Genomic DNA, 18,381 nt, shown 5'->3' with positions numbered 1-18,381 from the left:
CTTCGCGGTCCACCGCTTGATGGGGTTATCGTCGCTCATCCTGTCCTCCTGATGACTGCACTATAGCCTGTGCAGCTCTGGAGGGGGTCACTTCACAAGAGCAGAGGCTTCACTCAGAAAAGGATTTTTATGATAACCCTTAAACAAAACTGTACTGCTCTTAATTTCAAAAATATGGAGAAGACGAAAGAGAATTTCACTCTTCTCATGTACGGGACTATCGAGAAAGAAAGGATCGATCAAGAGATTCAGAATAACCAAGAAATGGTTGATGGCGGTCATAATTCTACCGGTCACGCACAAAGCCAGCTGGATTACTTAAAAAGGCTTAAATCTGATCAAAGCTATCAAAATGGAAGCCTTCCAAGAGGCATCGAGAAAATCATCCTTCAAATTATGGAGAGCTATACATTTTGGCACTCTATAAACGAAATTGATTCTAATTTCTTCTTAGTCCAAGATAATTACATTCACAACCTTATAAATGCCAGCCTTACATTCATGGTTAGTTGTGAGCTGGCAAAACTATTCAATAACAAGCCTGATGATTTTTCTCTAAATAATATTTGGCAACATGATGCTGAATCAATCAAGAATGCCAATATAGCAAGCGCAGATGAAATAGATTATATAACCGACCAGTTTTCGCGAAATGAATCTACAAGAGATCAAGCAATTAAGCGGTTCTTGGACTTTCGCAATAAGTCGGTCGCGCATAATACAAACAACACTGGCATGCAGTGGTCTGATTTTGTCAGTACTATGAATTTCATTATCAGGGTTTGGGGGATTATCGATGAGTTTTACAGCCCAAACTGTTTTCCAAGATCTATTCAGTTATCTGATCAGCTCTATACGCCTTTGCAGCCTCATTTTACTTCTTTACAAATTAGAGAAATGAAAGAAGCTAGACTAAAGCTCATGCAAGATATTTTTGTAGCAGCCTCAACCAATCTGGTTACTGGAGACAAGGATGCAATCAAACCATTTGGAGACTTGAAAGTTACAGTAAAAATAGAGTCTGTTACCGGAGTGGGTGGTTGATTACATGCAGTCGAGAAAAACACATAGCAAGGCGCTTCTGTCGGACAAATTTTCCGCAGCGCTCCAAATTTGCCGCAGAGCGCGGCGTTAGTTGCAAAATAAATGGATTGTTCGGAGAGAATAAATCGTGTCTAGAAAGGATGTGACAGAAGTTTTTACACCGCGCATGAGTGAGGTCAATAGTACTATGTATGTGCATAGACCCGCTCATGAAAAATCTTTAAATAGAGCCATTAAGAGGAATTCTCACACTCTGATTTTTGGTGATAGCGGGAACGGTAAGTCTTGGCTTTATAAAAGTTTACTTGACGAGATGAAAGTTCCCTATGTAATCGCAAATTGCGCAAATGCATCGAGAATGGGGTCTCTCACGAATGAAATTTGCAATACTTTGATTGAGCCTGGAACAGTAAAGAAGCTTGGTTTTAGTGAAGAAAAGGCTGCTGAGATAGGAGCGTATTTTGCAAAAGGAGGTTTGAAACATACTGGAAACTACGAAGTTGCTTCCGACGAACCCCTGCTCGAAGCATTTAAGTTATTCAATGATGCCCGTCCGGATAAGAAGATTCTGGTACTTGATAATCTAGAGTCAATTTTTCAATCAGACGATCTTATGACTGAGTTGGCTGATATTATAATTCTGCTAGATGACTCAAGGTATGCCGCTTGTAATATAAATATATTAATCGTAGGTATTCCTAATGGCGTTCTTCAGTATTTTCGAGAAACAAAAAACGCTGAATCAGTTGCCAACAGAATAACAGAGATAAATAAAGTTTCAGGGTTGGATTCTGGACAAGTTAAATCTATTGTGTCCAAGGGGTTTTCCCAACTTAAGGTTCCATTGACAGGGTCTTCTATTACGGAAATAGCTGATCATGTCTGGCATGTCACTTTGGGGACTGCTCAAAGAGTACATGAATATTGTGAGTTGCTTGCTTATGAGATTGAAGATAATGGCTGGAAATACGAGGCCAGGCTTCTAAAAAAAGCTGACAAAGAATGGCTTTTACAAGGGTTGCGACATAGTTACCAAGTGGTAGAGGGGCATCTCAACAGTAGAGAGACGTCTGTGGCGAGAAGGAATCAGGTTATCTTTTGTATTTCAAAGATTAGAGTTCATCAATTTGATTCTAATATCATCGATAAGCAAATACAAAAAGATTTTCCGGATACCATTCCGGAAACGAATATGGGTGTTGGAGCTATCTTGAATGATTTGTCAAAAGGTGAGCCTCCTTTGCTAAACAAGAACTCTAAGGCAAATACATTTTCAGTCAGAGATCCACGTTACTTAATGTGCATCAGGTTGATGTTGTATCGCGACCCAGATACATCAAAGGTTGTTAAGAAAAACTTCACGCGGTGACGCAACTAACCAGCGGCTCTACGGCGACCGTCTTTACGGCGCTGCGCGCCTCCAAGCCGGCGCGTAAGCCTTATCGTTATACATCAAGAGGGGTTCATAGTGTTCCTTGTGTTTAGCGATGGAGAACAGGTGAAATTTGCGGATGCTGAATTTTCCTATCTCAAAGAATTGCTTGATTCCATTGATGTGACTCTGGCTAGAACAAATGCACAAATAATTAAATTGGATGTGTGGGATAGGGGCACCCTGTGTGACAAGGGTGAATATTTTATCGGCGTAGGGTTCTGCGCCATGCAGCAATACCTATTCAATACTCTTCGTGATGTGGAAATTGATCCCGGGCTCGCAAGAGAGTTGGGCCCTAAAAGTAAAAAAGGGGACGCAGTAGCAAAATTGATCCACTCTGCGGCCAATTATTGGAAACATGAACCTGAGTGGCATTACTGGCTTTCAGAACTTCAGGCTAGGTCCCAAAAAACAGTAGACACCATTCTCCATGGTAGGGATTCGGCTGATCACCCACTATCAGATCTGCTTGCTGACTTGTGTGGCGAAAATGAGTTCTTGCTGGTTAATTGTCTGCCTTACTTGAGCGAATGGCGTTTAGCAGTTTGGGAGAAAGTTTCAAAAAATTTATAATACCTGTCATGCACTAGGGAGGAAGTCTGTTGAAAGGCGTAAGTTTTATGGTTTTTGTAGCACCAATAATTGTGCTGTTCATCGCTATCGTTTGGATTGGTGTTGCTATCGTTGGAAAAAATTTTAATGCCAAAGACTTGGTGTTTTCTTACACAGCACTAGCTGCGGCATTCGTGATGTTTTCTCTCAACCTAGGGTTTTCGTTAAAAAATGAAGAGAGCACCCATGTGGTTCAGCCACATTTGATACTTACTCAGAATTGCGTTGATGTCTACTCGGAGTTGAAGACGAAATCCGACTTTGTTGTATTTAATCGAAAAAAACTGAGTTCATCACTGAATCTTAAGGAAGCTAGTGACAAAGCCGGCCTCCCTCAATTTTTTGACGATGAAAGCGCGATCTTCAACAAGAAACTCGTTGAATTCTTGAGAGTGTCGGTGGTTGGACATTTGCTGTCCGAATACTCCGACTGGAATCCAGATGTAAAGACTTTCAGGGGAAAGAAGCAAGTCCAGTTCAATAACTCTGAGGAAGGCGCTGGACAAAACTCTTATTACTCTTTTCCGCAGCTGGAAAACGCTCTGAGTATAGAAGTAGAGGATTTCGATATCTCTAAAGTTGTCGGCATTACTAATGGCCTAACATTACCGCCGAATACAGTGATTTCGAGTAGCGGTGAAAATCTAATTTTTGAGAACCCCCATGCCCGAATAGAAATAGATTTTGAGGTTGAAGATGGAATGATTTTTGCTGTTCCATCTTATACTGGCTCTACCCTGAGATTAGATCAGAGAGATCCGAGCCAAGTTGTTGTGAACATCCAAAGCAACATAAGAGTTTTGGTTTCTCAAAAAAAGCAAAGATCAGGTAGCCCTGAGCGTCCCAAGTACGAAGCATGGGCATCACAGATTGTGGACACCATTCGAGCGGGATTTTCGCCGGAAATTGCTCAAAATGCATAACCATCGCAGGCACGGCGACGCCCTTCTGTTGCGGCTTCGCCTCCACTACAAAGCCGCGCGTGCTGGCGGCGCTATAGCTTTAAGGAGTGGCAATGAAGGTATTTGGAATTTTTATATTAGGGATATTCTTGGTTGGATGTGCCACTACGACACCTAAAGTAGCTTGGGTTTCTACAACTAATACTGATGAATTTACAGATGTAAAAACATGCTCTGTGACAGTAGGGAGCTTGTACACAAGAAAGTCTGTTTTCACCTATAGCAACCATTACTACCCTTATATAGAAGTAGTGGACGGGGATCTCAGGGTTGGAATAAAAAGCGGAGGAAAACACTCAATACCTGTCGGGGATGTCCAGATGCGTATTGATGACAACAAAGCCTGGACTATCAGCTCGAGTGAAACACCGCTAGACTATATTCCAAAAGGCACTATCAACAACATGGAAGAATACACAAAAAATCTACCTGAAAAAAACCGGCAGCTAGTCGAAGCTACATACAAAAGATCTATGAAAACCGCAGCAAGAGCGATGTCCCCATTTACAGCGACTACAGGAAAAAAGGCAAAAAATATCCTCAGAGAGATGCTATCCGGAACAAAAATCAAATACCGAACTTTAGGATTAAACCAAGCTGCATCAACAACCGGCGAATATAGTCTTGACTCATCCTTAGAAGAATCTTTGGTGAAGTGCGGCATTCAGCTATAATAAAGCTCTGTTGCCGAACAGTTTCCACCGCTTTGCAGCCCCAACATTGCCGCAAAACTTCGCGTTAACACCTCTCCCCTAACGAATGCCATTCACATCATTCGCAAGCCAAGCCTTGGTCAGGGATTGGTACGTGGGTTCCTCAGAACTCCCGTTCTTCCGCGCAGACATCCACACACCTCCTCGGTATGCCACGCGACGCTAGGCATGGCGGCGGTGCTTCGATATGCTGCAAGACGTGAAACTCAGGGCTGCTCACGAGGCGGCTCCATAACAACACACTGCAAATTCCGTAGAGAGCTTTCCATGAAAAAACTGCTGACCATCACCCTTCTCGGTAGCGCCCTGCTGGCAGGCAGCGCCTTCGCTCAGGACACCTTGCGTATCGGTGTCGACGTGCCTTACGAGCCGATGGAATACCGCACGGCCGACGGTGAGCTCACCGGCTTCGACATCGAGCTGGGCAATGCACTATGTGCCGAGATCGACAGGAAGTGCGAGTGGGTCGTGCAAGCGTGGGACGGCATCATTCCGGGCCTGATGGCGCGCAAGTACGATGCGATCATGTCGTCGATGACCATCAACGAAGCGCGCGAGAAGACCGTGCTCTTCTCCAACCCGTACTTCAAGCCGCCCTCCGCGTGGTTCGCGCCGAGCAGCAGCAATATCGACTTCCCGGCCAAGCAGACACTCGAAGGCAAGACCATCGGCGTGCAACGCGGCACCTTGCAGGACAATTACGCCACCGACATGTTCGGCGATGTCGCGGACATCAATCGCTATACCACGGCGGATGATCTCGTGCTCGACATGGACGCCGGACGCGTGGATATCGCCTTCCTCGACTTCCCGGTGGGCAAGTCCACCCTTCTGGACAGCGAAGAAGGGAACTACAAGGTGGTCGGCAGCATGATCACCAAGCCTGAAAAGTACTTTGGCGAAGGCTTCGGCATTGCCTTCCGCAAGCGTGACGAGGAACTCGCGAAGCAGTTCAACGAGGCGCTGGCGACCTTGAAGGAAAATGGTACTTACCAGAAGCTCTACAACAAGTATTTCGCTGAAGGCTCCAAGTAAGACAACGTCGGGTAAACCGACGCTAGACGCCATGGGGGCGGCCTTCGGGCCGCCCCTTTGCGTGACGGCAAGTACTCAAAACGTCTCTTTCACGGGCGGGGCAAAGCGTGCGATGAAGCGTGCCATCGCCGGCCCCACCAGTACCACCGTGAACAAACGCAACGTTTGAAGGGCCACCACTAGCCCCACGTCGGCATGGGTGTCGATGGCGATGATGGTCATCGAATCCAATCCGCCGGGGCTGGTTGCCAAATACGCGGTGATAAAGCTCGTGTCCATGAGCCCCACCATCAATAGCGCGGACAACGCGCAGAGGGCGATCAGCACCAGCGAGGCGAGGACCATCTTGCCCAGCGAGCGCGCGACGGTCGCCAAGGCGGCGCGGTCGAAGCGCAGCCCCACATACACACCGATGAAGCCATAAGCCAGCATCAGCAACGGCGCGGGCATCGACAACGTCGCCCAACCGGCGAGATGCAGCACTGTGCCGATGAGCATCGGCCCCAGCAAGGCCCCTGCGGGCATGCGGCGATCGCACAACCACACCCCACCGCCGACGACCGCCAAGGTGATGGCCAGATCGATCGCCGCGGCCAGATCCTCGGGAAAGCCACTCCCGCCCCGCGCTGGCGCACCGCTCACCCCCAGCCAATGGCTCACCAGGGCCCCCACGAGCACCACGCAGACCACCCGCACGTATTGCATCGCCGCCACGATACGCGGGTCGGTATCTTCGCGCTCCTCGGCCATCGCGACCATCGCCGCCGCTGCGCCCGGTGTGGTGCCCCAAGCCGCGGTACTGCCGGGCAGCCCGCCGTAACGTACCAGTACGATCCCCACCAGCAGGCTGAGCAGCAGGGTAATGGCCGTGGCCAGCACCATCACCAGCCAGCCGTCGAGGATCGTCATCAGCACGCTCATCGTCATGGTGTGCGCGATCAACACGCCGACCGTGCCCTGGCCAAGCTTGAAGCAGCGTCTCGGCAGACGCAGACCGCTGCCGCTGATGCCGAACGCAATGCCCACCAGCATCGGACCGATGAAGCCACCCGCCGGCATGTGCCAATGATTGAGCACGCCACTCGCTACGCAGCACGCCGCGAACAGCGCCAGCCACAGCCCGGCACGATGTAGGCGGGGAGACGACGGTCGAGAAGACTCGGGGGGCAAGGAAGGGGCCAAGAAAATGCTCCACAAAAGAGACGCATTATAGCAGGCTAAGGACTTTCCGCAGTATTTCTCGCTGCAGCTACCGCGAGCGCATCGCCGCGTATATCACTACCGAATCCGGCGAGTCCGGCGCCGCGAGCACGTTACACTGATAGCGTTATCGCTTCGAGGAATCCCCATCATGCTGCTCGACCCCGACCGCTGCCGCGTGGCCCGTCTGTCGCGGGATGCTCGCTTCGATGGGCGCTTCTTCGTTGGCGTGACCACGACCGGCATCTACTGCCGGCCGATCTGTCCCGCCCGGCCGCCGCGTGATGACAATGTGCGTTATTTCCCCAGCGCTGTAAGCGCCGCCCAGGCGGGATTTCGCCCTTGTCTGCGCTGCCGCCCCGACAGCGCGCCCGAATCGCCCGCTTGGCATGGCAACCACACCACGCTACGCCGCGCCGTGCGGCTGATCGACGAAGGCGCTTTGAGCCACGCCTCCCTGGGCGCGCTCTGCGAGCGCCTCGGCATCGGCGAGCGCTACCTGCGCCTGCTTTTTCAGCAGCACCTGGGCGTCTCGCCCAAGGCCTACGCCCTGCATCGCCAGTGCCTGTTCGCCAAGCAGTTGCTGCACCAGAGCACGTTGCCGGTGGCCGATATCGCCTACGCCAGCGGCTTCACCAGCCTGCGGCGCTTCAACGATGCGTTCCGTCGCCAAGTGGGACACGCACCGCGCGAGTTGCGGCGCACGCCTCGGCCACCCAGCGAGAATCTCACGCTGACGCTGGCCTATCGCCCGCCGTACGCCTGGGAATGGCTGCGCGACTTCCTCGCCACGCGTCGCGTCGACAAGCTGGAGTGGGGAGACGCGCATCGCTACGGTCGTTACATTCAGTGGGGGTCGGCACGTGGCCATTTCACGGCCGAACACCTGCCCGACCAGCATTGTTTTCGTGTCACGCTGAATCTCGATGACCTCGGGGCACTCTCGCCGGTGGTACGCAACATCCGCCGTGTGCTCGACCTGGACGCCGACACGGCCCTGATCGAGGCCCAACTGCAAAAGATGCTCCCGGAGACGTTTTCGCTCGTCGAGGGGCTGCGCCTGCCCGGTCTGTGGAGTCCTTTTGAGGCCGGCATTCGCGCGGTTCTCGGCCAGCAAGTTTCTGTCTCGGCGGCGCGCGGACATACGACTCGTCTGGTCGAGGCGCTCGGCGAACCCACCGCCGAGGACGGTCGCTACTTCCCCACGGCCACGCGCATCGCCGCCAGCGATCTCACGTTTCTGCGCATGCCTCAGGCGCGCCGCGACTGTCTTCGCGGCCTGGCGCACGCCGCATGCGAGCAGCGCCTCGACGACGACCCTCGCTGCTGGACCACACTCAAAGGCATCGGCCCCTGGAGTGCCGATTACGCCGCTCTGCGGGGCACCAGCCATCCTGATATCTGGCTGGGCGGCGACCTGGGCGTCAAGCGGGCCCTGACGTCTCTGGACGCGATCGAGCCGGATCTTGCCGCGCCGTGGCGCAGTTATCTCACCCTACAACTCTGGAGTCGCTGATATGGCATCCCACGCCTACGCTCTCGATTACCTCACGCCCGAACCGACCTCGCCGCTGGGCATGCTACGCATCCTCGCCAGCGAGCACGGGATTCGCGAGATCGCCTTCGTCGACAGTGCCGAGACACCGGCAGCGCCCTCGCCGCTCACCGATATCTGCCGCGAACAGCTAAGCGCCTACCTCAAGGGAGAATTGCGCGATTTCGACGTGCCGCTCGACCCCCAAGGCACGCCCTTTCAGCAGCGCGTATGGCAGGCACTAGCACGTATTCCATTCGGGGAGACGCGCAGCTACGCGGAGATCGCCCGAGACATCGACAACCTCAAGGCGGTGCGCGCGGTGGGTGCCGCCAACGGCCGCAATCCATTGCCCATCGTGGTGCCTTGTCACCGCGTGATCGGGCGTGATGGTACGCTCACCGGGTACGCTGGCGGGCTCGAGCGCAAGGCCTGGTTGCTCGAGCTCGAGCGCACGCACATCAGACACCATCCAATGCGTTAATCGCATCCAATCAACGGGGGTGAGCCATGACGCAAGATTTCGAACAGGCCCGGCAAGTGCTGGATTTCTGGTTCGTGGAAGCAGGGCCCAAGCAGTGGTTCAACAAGAGCGCGTCGTTCGATCAGGCGCTCACCGAACGTTTCGGGGCACTCCATGATGCGGCGTGTCGCTGCGAGCTTTATGCCTGGCGGCAAAGCAGCCACGGCGCCTTGGCGGAAATACTGCTGCTGGATCAGTTCTCGCGCAATATCTACCGCGATCAGGCCTCGGCCTTCGCTCAGGACCCGCTGGCGCTGAGCCTCGCCCAGCATCTGGTCGCTCAAGGGGGCGACCAGGAACTGCCGCCGGAACAGCGTGCGTTCGTCTACATGCCGTACATGCACAGCGAATCGCCGCTGATTCACCAGGAAGCGCTACGGCTTTTCGATCAGCCGGGGCTGGAGCGCCATCTGGACTTCGAACAGCGCCATTGGGCGATCATCGAGCGCTTCGGCCGTTATCCGCATCGCAATGCGATTCTGGGCCGGGAGTCGACGCCGGAAGAACGCGACTTTTTACGCCAGCCAGGTTCGTCCTTTTAAGACTGATGACGCTGTACGTGCGATCAGGCGCCGCGAGCAACCGGATAACGCCCCGCCAGCGGGGCCGTCAGCGTGCCGAGCAGGCGCCAGCTCAAATAGAGAAAGCCCAGCGGAAATAGAATCGTCTGGACGATGAACACCGCCGACAAGGCCACCACGTTCTCGGTCATGCTATCCAGACGTGTCAGCAAATCGCGCACCGGATGGCCCACGGCGCTTTCCCATTTATCCTTGAGCTGTTGCCATACGCCTTCGTCTTCTTCTTCACGAATGCCGGCCTGCGTCTCGGCGACGTCCTGGAACACCGCGCGATCCTGATCCAGCGCCGTGTAAAGCCCCTCACGTTGGTCGCCGATCAGCGCATCGCCCATCCAGGTGCTGGCCAGCGCCGCGATGAGCACCGCGAAACGTAGAAATGCCATCAGCAAGAACGCCCGGCGGGCCCATTCATGCCAGACGCCACGCCCCCAGACGAGCGACACCGCCAGCAACAGGCAACTCAACGAAAACAGCGCCTTGATGACCGCGTGGCCGGCCATCTGGATCAACACCTTCTGCATGGCCAGCGAGGCCGTGGAGGCGAACATGATCCACGAGAAACGCTCGACGAGATCGTTGGCAGGGTCCAGCGCCTGACCGAACTGCACCTGAAAGATCATGGCATCGGCGGTGGCGCTCTGCATCACCGAAATGGCCGCGTTGAGCGCCTTGGCCAAGGCAAAGCTCTGGAACGCCGTGGACAGAGCGTCATCCAGCGTGGCCATCGCCACGTCGTGCGTGACACTGAGCCACGACACCAGCGCCAATATGAGTAATGCCGCCACCGCCCAACGGTGGTGCGGCATGCGAGAAGACAGCGACATGACGAAAGCTCCCGGGACAATGCCCAGACCCTACCTCCTCGGCAGACGGAGCGCCATCGTCATCAAGCCATCAGTTGATAACTCAACGCCGAGACCAGCAAGGTGGCGGAGCCCATCGCGGAGACGATAAGGGCATGGCGCAGGATATCCAGCTTCAAGATGCGCATGGGGCGACCTCGCGTGACAGTGACTCGGACCCTCTTGATAAGCAATTGTGCCGGCGTGCTCAATACGCCTTTGGACTAAGACATCAAGCCAAGCCACTCGATAGCCCGCGATGCGTCTTCAAGCTACCGATCCCGGACACCAAGATGGTATCGTCTGCTCGTTCATTCGCATGCATTCAAGAGGTCATCCATGTCCAGCAAGGTCTATTGCACCGCCCAGTTCAAGCCCAAGCCCGGCAAAGAAGAGAGCGTCTTCCAGGCGTTGCAGGCGCTCGAACCCAACGCGCATCGCGAAGACGCCTGCATCCAGTACACCGTGACCCGGAAGATCGACAACCCGTTCGCCGATGGCACCAGCTATCCCATCGTTTTCCATGAGATCTGGGCCGACCGTGCCTCCTTCGAAGCCCATTGCCAGCGCCGTGAAGTGCAGGCCTTCTTCGCCGAATACGTCGAAGCCGAGGACGGCGATGTCGAAGACGCCAATGTCTGCGTGTACACCGATGAGCCGGTCGATTTCGACGCGCCCAAGCTGTAACGCGCCGCACCGACGGATGAGCGCCCCCGCCATTGCCCCCGCACCTCGCGAGGCATCATGAAAAGCCGCTGGGACGATCTCGAGGCACTGCTCGCCGTGGTCGATGCCGGTGGCTTCACCGCCGCCGCCGAACGCCTGGGCACCAGCACCGCGCGGCTCTCGCGGGCCGTCTCGCGCCTTGAGCAGCGGCTCGAGACGACCCTCGTGCACCGCACCACGCGACGCCTGGACATCACCGAGGAAGGCGAGGCGTTCATCGCCCAGGCCCGCCAGGCATTGGGCACCCTGGAAACCGCCGAGGAAGCGCTCACCGTGCGTCGTCGCGAGCCGGCCGGGCGCCTGCGCGTGGATGCCGCCACCCCGTTTCTGCTGCATCAGATCGTGCCCCACCTCGCCGACTTCCATGCCGCCTATCCCAAGGTCCGCCTGGAATTGACCACCCACGAGACCAATATCGATCTGATCGAGCAACGCACCGATGTCGCCATTCGCATCGGGCGCCTGGAAGACTCCACCCTGCATGCGCGACCACTCGGTCATAGTAGGCGTCGCCTGGTGGCGAGCCCCGCCTACCTGGAGCGCTACGGTACGCCGCGCCATGTCGAGGAGCTCGCGCATCACGTGCTGCTGGGCTTCACGCATCTGACACAGCTCAACCGCTGGCCCATCGGCGACGGGCGTACCATCCAGCCCACCCTCGCCTCGAGCAGCGGCGAAGCGTTGCTGCAAATGGCCGAGGCCGACGTGGGCATCGCCTGCCTGGCGGATTTCCTGACGCGCGGCGCCCGCCAAGCTGGACGCCTGAGGGTAGTGCTCGACGACGCTACCCACGAGCGCCACGAACCCATTCAAGCGGTCTACTATCGCAATACGGCGCTCCATGGCCGCATCAATGCCTTCCTGGATTTTTTCGCTGGCCGCCTGACGCTCTGACTCCACCACGCCGTCACATGTGCGCGGCATCTTTTGCGTTTATCGCAAGAATGTTTTGCAATTAGGTGCCTTTATCGCAAGGCCGCGACTCGGCAGACTGCCCCACCTTTTGCATTCACATGCCTACGAAAGTGGTAACGACACCATGAAGATTCTGCTGATCAACGGCGCCAAGGCCTTCGCGCATTCCGGCGGCCGTTATAACGACACCCTGCACGAGGTGGCACGCGGCGAACTCGCCGAAATGGGCCACGAGATCCGCGAGACCCGCGTCGACGACGGTTACGATACCGACGCCGAAGTCGAGAAATTCCTGTGGGCCGATGTCATCGTCTACCAGATGCCTGGCTGGTGGATGGGTACCCCGTGGACGGTCAAGCGCTATATCGACGAAGTCTTCACCGCCGGCCACGGATCGCTATACGCCAGCGACGGACGCTCACGCAAGGACCCCAGCCTTCAGTACGGCAGCGGCGGCTTGCTGCAGGGACGGCGCTACATGCTCTCGCTGACCTGGAATGCTCCGGTCGAGGCCTTCGACGAGCCCGGCAACTTCTTCGAGGGGCACGGCGTCGACGGGGTGTACTTCCCGTTCCACAAATCCCAAGAATTCATCGGCCTGGACGCCATGCCGACCTACATCGCCAACGACGTCATCAAGGCGCCCGACATCGAAGGCCATACCGACGCCTATCGCGCCCACCTGCGCGAACACTTTTCCAACACCTGAACGAGGCCAACGCCTGAAACGGCCTACGGGCGGCCGCCGCGTCACGGCGGCGGCCCCTGCGAGACCTGCCCCGTCCTCCTCCCGGCCTTTCATCTTTCAGTCACGGCAGGCTTTTCAACGAGATGCTAAGATAGCGCGCCCGTTCGAGAGGAAGACTTTGTCCATGTCCGCGCGTTCCGTTTCCCCCACCGCTCCCCTGCCTGCTGCCTTATGGCTCGTCGCCTTCGCGCTGGCGGCGATCAATTTGCGCGCCCCCATCGTGGTGGTGGGACCGGTACTGGAATCGATCATGCAGACACTGGCTATCGGCGCCGGCGTCGCCAGCCTGTTCACCACCGGGATGATCCTGTGCTTCGGTGTGCTCTCGCCGCTGGCGCCTAGCGTTGCCGCACGTCTGGGGCTGGATCGCGCCATCGCCCTGGCACTCGGCGCCATCGCGCTCGGTGGGCTGCTGCGGGGCATCGAAAGCCTGCCGGTGATGCTCATCGGAACATTCTTCGCCGGCCTTGGAATCGCTTTCGGCAACGTCTTCATGCCCAGCCTGGTCAAACGCGACCGTCCCGAGCGCATCGGTCAGACCATGGGGCTCTACACCGTGGTAATGGGGATCGGCGCCACCCTCGGTGCGGGGACTGCCGTGCCGTTGATGAATCTCAGCGGCTCCTGGTCGGTGCCCATCCTGATGTGGTCGGGCATTGGCGTAGCGACGACGGCACTCTGGATCTGGATGGCCTGGCGGCGGCCCAAGGCAAGCGACGACGGACAATCGACACGGATCACGCGGCTGTTCAAGAGCCGCACCGCCTGGACCCTGACGCTGTTCATGGGCATGCAGTCGCTGGGCTTCTACACCCTGCAGACCTGGGTGCCCGCCGTGGCCTCGGCCGCAGGCGTTCCCAGCGCCGCCGCAGGGGGCATGCTATCGATCATCAATTTGACCACCATTCCCGCGAGTTACGTGATCGCGCGCCTCGCCGCGCGGCTGCATCACCACAGCCTGCTGGTACTGGGACTTTGCACGTTGATCGCGCTGGGGCTTGTCGGCTTGTGGCTGGCGCCCACAGTGTCGCCCACGCTATGGGCGATCCTGCTCGGCGCCGGCCAGGGCGGCTGCTTCAGCTTCGCCCTGACCATGATCGTGATGCGCACCCGACGCGCCAACCACGCCGCCATGCTCTCCGGCATGGCCCAGAGCCTCGGCTACCTCATGGCCGCCGGCGGTCCGCTGGTATTCGGCGCCCTGCACGGCGTCACCGGCGATTGGCGGCTCTCGCTATGGCTGCTGATGGCCCTGCTCAGCGTGCAGACCGTCGCCGGGGTGATGATCGGCCGGCCCAAACTGGTCACGGTGCGCGAGGGTTGACTCGCTACGCTTGTGACTAATCTGCGTCTATAGCAGCCTATACTTGCTCTTCAAGAAGAAAGGCATCGATTATACGGGACACGGTAGTTAGCCCATGGGAGGCGCCATGTTACTTGAGGACCTACATCATCAGAAGGCAGCCATCGATAACATGGCCCGTCAGTACGGGGCTCGCCGAATCCGGGTGTTCGGGTCGGTCGCCCGCAAGCAGGAAAAGCCGGAAAGTGATGTCGACTTTCTCGTCGACTTTCCGCCGGGATACGATCTGTTCACCCAGCGCCTGCCTTTGGCGGAACGCTTGGCGGCCTTGGTCGGGCGCCGGGTCGATCTTGTGCCCGAGCATGAACTGAACCGTCATTTCCGCCAGCAGATACTGAACGAGGCGGTAGAGCTATGAACAAGCCTTGGCAGTCCTATGCCCAGCATATCCTCGATAACATTGTCAAGCTAAGGCGTATCCAGTCACGCGGCAACCTGGCGCACGACGAAATTCTGTACGACGCCGCACTGCGAAACCTGCAGACATTATCCGAAGCCACCCAAATGCTGCCCGATGATTTAAAGCAGGAATACCCGCAGATACCTTGGCGAGAAATTAGCGGCTTCCGCAATATTCTGGTGCATAACTATCTGGGTAACATCGATCCGTTAACGGTCATCAAGGTTATGGACCAGCACTTGTATCCTCTGGAGGACTGCCTCAAGGACATGCTCGACAAAAGGTCGGAGTCTTGAACTACCGGGCCGATACCTTGCGGCATGGTCGGCGGCGCGGCTAGCAGTAGCTAACTCAGGCTGTGGTGGCATCCAACCGCCGGCTCATGACGGTCACAGACTCACCACGGTAGCTCAGCATTTCGCGATCCTCCCATCCTAGGCGGCGATACAGCGCCTGTTGATCGGGCGTGTAGAGGTGGAAGTGGCGGATGCCGTGGGCCAGGGCTTCCGCCTCGACCCGTCGCACCAGAGACGAGGCGATACCATAACCGCGCCATCCCGGCGTCACGAAGACCGAGGCCAGCCAAGGCGTCAGCTCGCGGCGAATATCCATGTCCTCGGCGACCAGACTGGCCGTGCCCACCGGCGACGCCCCGTGCATCGCCACGAACACCGAGGGCACGCCACCCTCGCCGCACTGCGCATAGAATGCCCGACGATACTCCACCGCCGAGGTACCGGGATGCAGATGCCCCCAGGCGTCATGGGTCCAGCCCGCCACAGTTCTGGCGTGAGGTGAGTCGGCTTGAAGCCTGACGATAGCGATACTCTCGATCACGCACATGCTCCTAATCGTTATCAGCGAGACTCAGCCCTACCTGGCATCGCCCGCGTAGACTCATCCCAACTGAAACGGGTACACCGCGCCGATGCCCAGTAGCTGCGTCAGCTCGTCGAGGGCGGTCAGCGATTCCTGGGCGAGTTGCGGGTCGGCGAGATCCTCGGGGGCCAGGCGATCACGATAATGTCGCTCGACCCAGGCCGTCAGGTCGCCATGCACCGCCTCGTCGAGCAACACGCGGCCGCCGAGTGCTTGGCGTTCGGCTGACGAGAGTGCTACCCGCAGGCGCAGACACGCCGGGCCACCGCCGTTGCGCATGCTCTGCTTGACATCCTTGACCAGTACCTCGCTGATCGGGTTGTACCCCGCCAGCAGCAGATCCTGAATCGTACGCCATACGGTCTCGTTCTCCTGACACTCGCCGGGCACGACCAGCGTCATGCTGCCGTCGGGGTTGGAGAGCAACTGCGAGTTGAAGAGATACGTCGACACCGCCTCCTCGAGGCTGACCGCCTCGCTCGGCACGCGCACCGGGATCAATGGCGTCGACATGCGGGCGCGCAGGGCGTCCAGTGTGGCGTCTTCATCGCGAAACGCCATGTCGTGATAAAGCAGCACCGGGCCATTGCCGACGGCGATGACGTCGTTATGGAAGACCCCGGCGTCGATGGCGTCGGGGTTTTGCTGAGCGAACACCGTCTGCGCGTCGCTCAAGCCATGCTGTCGGGCGATCGCCTGACTCGCCTCCAGCGTCTGACGTGCGGGATAACGCGTGGGGCCGTGTTGCCCACCGAATGCCTGACGGCCGTAGACGAATAGGTGCACGCCGGGCTCACCATGCGCGCCGCTCAGTCGGGTGTGATTGGCCGCACCCTCGTCGGAGAAGGCGGGCGTCGCCGGCAGCACCGGATGATGCGCGAAGCGCGCTGAATCATGGAACATCGCCGCCAGCACGCGCGCGGTAGTACGCGGTTCGAGATAGCGATGAAAGCTCGATTGCAGGTTCGCGGCAGTGAAATGGACGCGGCCATCCGGGGCGTCCGCACTCGGCGTCACGGTCGCGGCGTTGGCCGTCCACATCGATGAGGCCGAGCACACCGCGCGCAAGAGCTGCGGTGCCTCCTCGGCCGCCCGCGCCAGCACGTTCGCGTCGTCGCCAGTGAAGCCGAGATCGCGCAGCGCGCCCAGGTCGGGGCGTTGCTGGGGCGGCAACACGCCTTGTGCGTAGCCGGCCTCCATCAACGACTTCATCTTGTCGAGCCCTTGCAACGCCGCCTCGCGCGGGTTGGCCGTGAGCCCGCCGTGGCGCATCGAGGCCACGTTGCCATGCGCCAGTCCGGCATAGTTGTGGGTCGGCCCCACCAGGCCGTCGAAATTGACCTCGCGTACCGCTTCGCTCATAGCACCACCCCCGGCGGCAGCGTATCGGGCAAACTGAGCGTCTCGGTTTCCATCGAGGCCACCGGATACGCGCAGTAATCGGCGGCGTAATAGGCGCTCGGGCGATGGTTGCCGCTGTCGCCGATGCCACCGAAGGGCGCGTCGCTGGAGGCGCCGGTGGTCTGGCGGTTCCAGTTGACGATGCCGGCACGGATGCGCAGCAGAAAGTCGTCCCAGTCGGCTTGCTCACCGCCGATCAGGCCCGCCGACAGTCCATAACGCGTGTCGTTGGCCAGGGCAATGGCCTCGTCCCAGTCGTGATAACGATGCACCTTGAGCAACGGCCCGAAATGCTCCTCGTCGGGCACCTCGCAGCCGGTAACGTCGATCAGCCCCGGGGACAACAGGCTGGTGCCCTCTTCCAGGCGGCGCATACGGCTCAATATCCGGCCGCCGCGTGCAACGAAATCGTCCTGGGCGGCCAGCAGGCCATCCGCCGCCTCGACGCTGGCCAATCCGGCATAGAACGGCGCGGGCTCGCTGAACGGCCCCGCGACACGCAGCGCGCCAATGGCACGCACCAAGGCGTCGAGCAGCGCATCGCCCGCCGCGCCATGCGGCACGATCAGGCGGCGCGCACAGGTGCAACGCTGCCCGCCGGAGGCGAACACCGACTGCAGGATCGACAATACCGCCGCGTCTTGATCCGGCACATCCTTGACCACCAGCGGATTGTTGCCGCCCAGTTCCAGCGCCAGGATCTTGTCGACCTGACCGCCGAACTGGCGATGCAGCAGCCCGCCGACCTTGGCGCTGCCGGTGAACAGCAAGCCGTCGATGTCGGCGTTGCCGGCCAATGCCTGGCCGACCTCGGCCGCGCCCTGCACCAGATTGATCACGCCGGCGGGCAGGCCCGCCTCGAGCCAGCATTGCAACGTCAGATCGGCGGTCATCGGTGTCTGCTCGCTGGGCTTGAAGACCACCGCGTTGCCGGCCAGCAGTGCCGGGACGATATGCCCGTTGGGCAGATGCCCGGGGAAATTGTACGGGCCGTACACCACCAGCACGCCGTGCGGGCGATGGCGCAACACCGCGCGGCTGCCACCGACATCCCGCGAACGTTCGCCGGTGCGCTCGTGATACGCGGTAATCGAGATGGCGACCTTGCCGATCATCGCGCCGATCTCGGTACGCGCTTCCCAGAGCGGCTTGCCGGTTTCATGCGCAATGCTCGTCGCCAGTGCCTCACGGTTGGCTTCCAGGCGCTCGCGGAAACGCTCGACCACGGCCTGACGTTCCTCGAAGCTGTGACGCGCCCAGGCCGGGAACGCCCGCCGTGCGCTGGCTACCGCCGCGTCGACCTGGGCCGCGCTGGCCGCGCTGGCACTCCATAGCGTCTCGCCGGAAACGGGGTCGGTCTTATCGAAACGCGCGGCGTCACCCTCGACCCAGGCGCCGTCGATCAGCAATTGCTGTTTGGCGTGCATAGTTCGCTCCTGATTCATTTGTAAGCTACGAGCTACGAGCT

At 58.1% G+C, this 18,381-nt stretch carries 20 protein-coding genes; 15 read left to right on the top strand and 5 right to left on the bottom strand.

The window, feature by feature from the left end:
• The first annotated feature begins 207 nt into the window (after positions 1-207).
• From C8E00_RS14810 to C8E00_RS14785, 6 genes are all read left to right on the top strand, one after another.
• Positions 208-1,044, top strand: a complete 837-nt coding sequence (locus tag C8E00_RS14810; RefSeq protein ID WP_133698290.1) for a hypothetical protein — start codon at positions 208-210, stop codon at positions 1,042-1,044.
• A 127-nt stretch (positions 1,045-1,171) separates the two neighbouring features.
• Complete coding sequence (locus C8E00_RS14805; protein ID WP_208291945.1) at positions 1,172-2,413, top strand: AAA family ATPase; 1,242 nt, start codon at positions 1,172-1,174, stop codon at positions 2,411-2,413.
• 129 nt (positions 2,414-2,542) lie between these two features.
• Complete coding sequence (locus tag C8E00_RS14800; RefSeq protein WP_208291944.1) at positions 2,543-3,052, top strand: hypothetical protein; 510 nt, start codon at positions 2,543-2,545, stop codon at positions 3,050-3,052.
• A 29-nt stretch (positions 3,053-3,081) separates the two neighbouring features.
• A complete protein-coding gene (locus C8E00_RS14795; protein WP_133698287.1) occupies positions 3,082-4,014 on the top strand; it encodes a hypothetical protein in 933 nt (310 codons plus the stop codon).
• Between the two features lie 92 nt (positions 4,015-4,106).
• Positions 4,107-4,727, top strand: coding sequence for a hypothetical protein (locus tag C8E00_RS14790; protein WP_133698286.1), 621 nt, complete (start codon positions 4,107-4,109; stop codon positions 4,725-4,727).
• A 306-nt stretch (positions 4,728-5,033) separates the two neighbouring features.
• The gene (locus tag C8E00_RS14785) at positions 5,034-5,801 is read left to right on the top strand and encodes an ABC transporter substrate-binding protein (RefSeq protein ID WP_133698285.1); all 768 of its coding nucleotides are present in this window, start codon (positions 5,034-5,036) and stop codon (positions 5,799-5,801) included.
• Between the two features lie 75 nt (positions 5,802-5,876).
• Here the strand turns inward: C8E00_RS14785 and C8E00_RS14780 are convergent, their stop codons facing one another.
• Complete coding sequence (locus C8E00_RS14780; protein ID WP_166638339.1) at positions 5,877-6,983, bottom strand: AbrB family transcriptional regulator; 1,107 nt, start codon at positions 6,981-6,983, stop codon at positions 5,877-5,879.
• A 169-nt stretch (positions 6,984-7,152) separates the two neighbouring features.
• On the opposite strand from C8E00_RS14780, the gene C8E00_RS14775 reads away from it, so the two are divergent.
• From C8E00_RS14775 to C8E00_RS14765, 3 genes are read left to right on the top strand one after another with little or no spacing between them, the layout of a single operon-like run.
• Positions 7,153-8,517, top strand: a complete 1,365-nt coding sequence (locus C8E00_RS14775) for a DNA-3-methyladenine glycosylase 2 family protein (RefSeq protein ID WP_166638338.1) — start codon at positions 7,153-7,155, stop codon at positions 8,515-8,517.
• A 1-nt stretch (position 8,518) separates the two neighbouring features.
• Entirely contained in the window at positions 8,519-9,019 is a 501-nt protein-coding gene (locus C8E00_RS14770) for a methylated-DNA--[protein]-cysteine S-methyltransferase (protein ID WP_133698283.1), read from the top strand.
• Between the two features lie 26 nt (positions 9,020-9,045).
• Complete coding sequence (locus C8E00_RS14765; RefSeq protein ID WP_133698282.1) at positions 9,046-9,600, top strand: DUF924 family protein; 555 nt, start codon at positions 9,046-9,048, stop codon at positions 9,598-9,600.
• Positions 9,601-9,623: 23 nt separating this feature from the next.
• On the opposite strand, the gene C8E00_RS14760 is transcribed toward C8E00_RS14765, so the two are convergent.
• Positions 9,624-10,463 carry a hypothetical protein gene (locus tag C8E00_RS14760; protein WP_133698281.1) on the bottom strand — a complete coding sequence of 280 codons (840 nt, stop codon included), beginning with the start codon at positions 10,461-10,463 and terminating at the stop codon, positions 9,624-9,626.
• 357 nt (positions 10,464-10,820) lie between these two features.
• On the opposite strand from C8E00_RS14760, the gene C8E00_RS14755 reads away from it, so the two are divergent.
• From C8E00_RS14755 to C8E00_RS14730, 6 genes are all read left to right on the top strand, one after another.
• The gene (locus tag C8E00_RS14755) at positions 10,821-11,168 is read left to right on the top strand and encodes a putative quinol monooxygenase (RefSeq protein ID WP_133698280.1); all 348 of its coding nucleotides are present in this window, start codon (positions 10,821-10,823) and stop codon (positions 11,166-11,168) included.
• 57 nt (positions 11,169-11,225) lie between these two features.
• Entirely contained in the window at positions 11,226-12,101 is an 876-nt protein-coding gene (locus C8E00_RS14750; RefSeq protein ID WP_133698279.1) for a LysR family transcriptional regulator, read from the top strand.
• A gap of 145 nt (positions 12,102-12,246) precedes the next feature.
• Positions 12,247-12,831 carry an NAD(P)H-dependent oxidoreductase gene (locus C8E00_RS14745; protein WP_133698278.1) on the top strand — a complete coding sequence of 195 codons (585 nt, stop codon included), beginning with the start codon at positions 12,247-12,249 and terminating at the stop codon, positions 12,829-12,831.
• 163 nt (positions 12,832-12,994) lie between these two features.
• Positions 12,995-14,194: a CynX/NimT family MFS transporter gene (locus C8E00_RS14740; RefSeq protein ID WP_133698277.1), complete on the top strand. Its 1,200-nt coding sequence runs from the start codon at positions 12,995-12,997 to the stop codon at positions 14,192-14,194.
• Between the two features lie 106 nt (positions 14,195-14,300).
• Positions 14,301-14,591 carry a nucleotidyltransferase family protein gene (locus tag C8E00_RS14735; protein WP_075368260.1) on the top strand — a complete coding sequence of 97 codons (291 nt, stop codon included), beginning with the start codon at positions 14,301-14,303 and terminating at the stop codon, positions 14,589-14,591.
• Entirely contained in the window at positions 14,588-14,929 is a 342-nt protein-coding gene (locus C8E00_RS14730; RefSeq protein WP_133698276.1) for a HepT-like ribonuclease domain-containing protein, read from the top strand. The genes C8E00_RS14735 and C8E00_RS14730 overlap by 4 nt, the downstream gene beginning before the upstream one ends.
• A 55-nt stretch (positions 14,930-14,984) precedes the next feature.
• On the opposite strand, the gene C8E00_RS14725 is transcribed toward C8E00_RS14730, so the two are convergent.
• The 3 genes from C8E00_RS14725 to astD are packed head-to-tail and all read right to left on the bottom strand — an operon-like array spanning position 14,985 to position 18,340.
• Complete coding sequence (locus C8E00_RS14725) at positions 14,985-15,470, bottom strand: GNAT family N-acetyltransferase (RefSeq protein WP_133698275.1); 486 nt, start codon at positions 15,468-15,470, stop codon at positions 14,985-14,987.
• 60 nt (positions 15,471-15,530) lie between these two features.
• A complete protein-coding gene (astB, locus tag C8E00_RS14720) occupies positions 15,531-16,874 on the bottom strand; it encodes an N-succinylarginine dihydrolase (protein WP_133698274.1) in 1,344 nt (447 codons plus the stop codon).
• Positions 16,871-18,340 carry a succinylglutamate-semialdehyde dehydrogenase gene (astD, locus tag C8E00_RS14715; protein ID WP_133698273.1) on the bottom strand — a complete coding sequence of 490 codons (1,470 nt, stop codon included), beginning with the start codon at positions 18,338-18,340 and terminating at the stop codon, positions 16,871-16,873. The genes astB and astD overlap by 4 nt, the downstream gene beginning before the upstream one ends.
• Between the last annotated feature and the right edge of the window lie 41 nt (positions 18,341-18,381).

The sequence above is a fragment of the Chromohalobacter marismortui genome, assembly GCF_004364315.1.
Lineage (GTDB): Bacteria > Pseudomonadota > Gammaproteobacteria > Pseudomonadales > Halomonadaceae > Chromohalobacter > Chromohalobacter marismortui.
This window is presented reverse-complemented; position numbering and strand designations above follow the sequence as displayed.

Coding starts and splice junctions, on each gene's coding strand:
- C8E00_RS14810 (WP_133698290.1), top strand. CDS start 208: ATGTACGGGACTATCGAGAAAGAAAGGATCGATCAAGAGATTCAGAAT.
- C8E00_RS14790 (WP_133698286.1), top strand. CDS start 4,107: ATGAAGGTATTTGGAATTTTTATATTAGGGATATTCTTGGTTGGATGT.
- C8E00_RS14785 (WP_133698285.1), top strand. CDS start 5,034: ATGAAAAAACTGCTGACCATCACCCTTCTCGGTAGCGCCCTGCTGGCA.
- C8E00_RS14775 (WP_166638338.1), top strand. CDS start 7,153: ATGCTGCTCGACCCCGACCGCTGCCGCGTGGCCCGTCTGTCGCGGGAT.
- C8E00_RS14770 (WP_133698283.1), top strand. CDS start 8,519: ATGGCATCCCACGCCTACGCTCTCGATTACCTCACGCCCGAACCGACC.
- C8E00_RS14765 (WP_133698282.1), top strand. CDS start 9,046: ATGACGCAAGATTTCGAACAGGCCCGGCAAGTGCTGGATTTCTGGTTC.
- C8E00_RS14760 (WP_133698281.1), bottom strand. CDS start 10,463: ATGTCGCTGTCTTCTCGCATGCCGCACCACCGTTGGGCGGTGGCGGCA.
- C8E00_RS14755 (WP_133698280.1), top strand. CDS start 10,821: ATGTCCAGCAAGGTCTATTGCACCGCCCAGTTCAAGCCCAAGCCCGGC.
- C8E00_RS14750 (WP_133698279.1), top strand. CDS start 11,226: ATGAAAAGCCGCTGGGACGATCTCGAGGCACTGCTCGCCGTGGTCGAT.
- C8E00_RS14745 (WP_133698278.1), top strand. CDS start 12,247: ATGAAGATTCTGCTGATCAACGGCGCCAAGGCCTTCGCGCATTCCGGC.
- C8E00_RS14740 (WP_133698277.1), top strand. CDS start 12,995: ATGTCCGCGCGTTCCGTTTCCCCCACCGCTCCCCTGCCTGCTGCCTTA.
- C8E00_RS14735 (WP_075368260.1), top strand. CDS start 14,301: ATGTTACTTGAGGACCTACATCATCAGAAGGCAGCCATCGATAACATG.
- C8E00_RS14730 (WP_133698276.1), top strand. CDS start 14,588: ATGAACAAGCCTTGGCAGTCCTATGCCCAGCATATCCTCGATAACATT.
- astB (WP_133698274.1), bottom strand. CDS start 16,874: ATGAGCGAAGCGGTACGCGAGGTCAATTTCGACGGCCTGGTGGGGCCG.
- astD (WP_133698273.1), bottom strand. CDS start 18,340: ATGCACGCCAAACAGCAATTGCTGATCGACGGCGCCTGGGTCGAGGGT.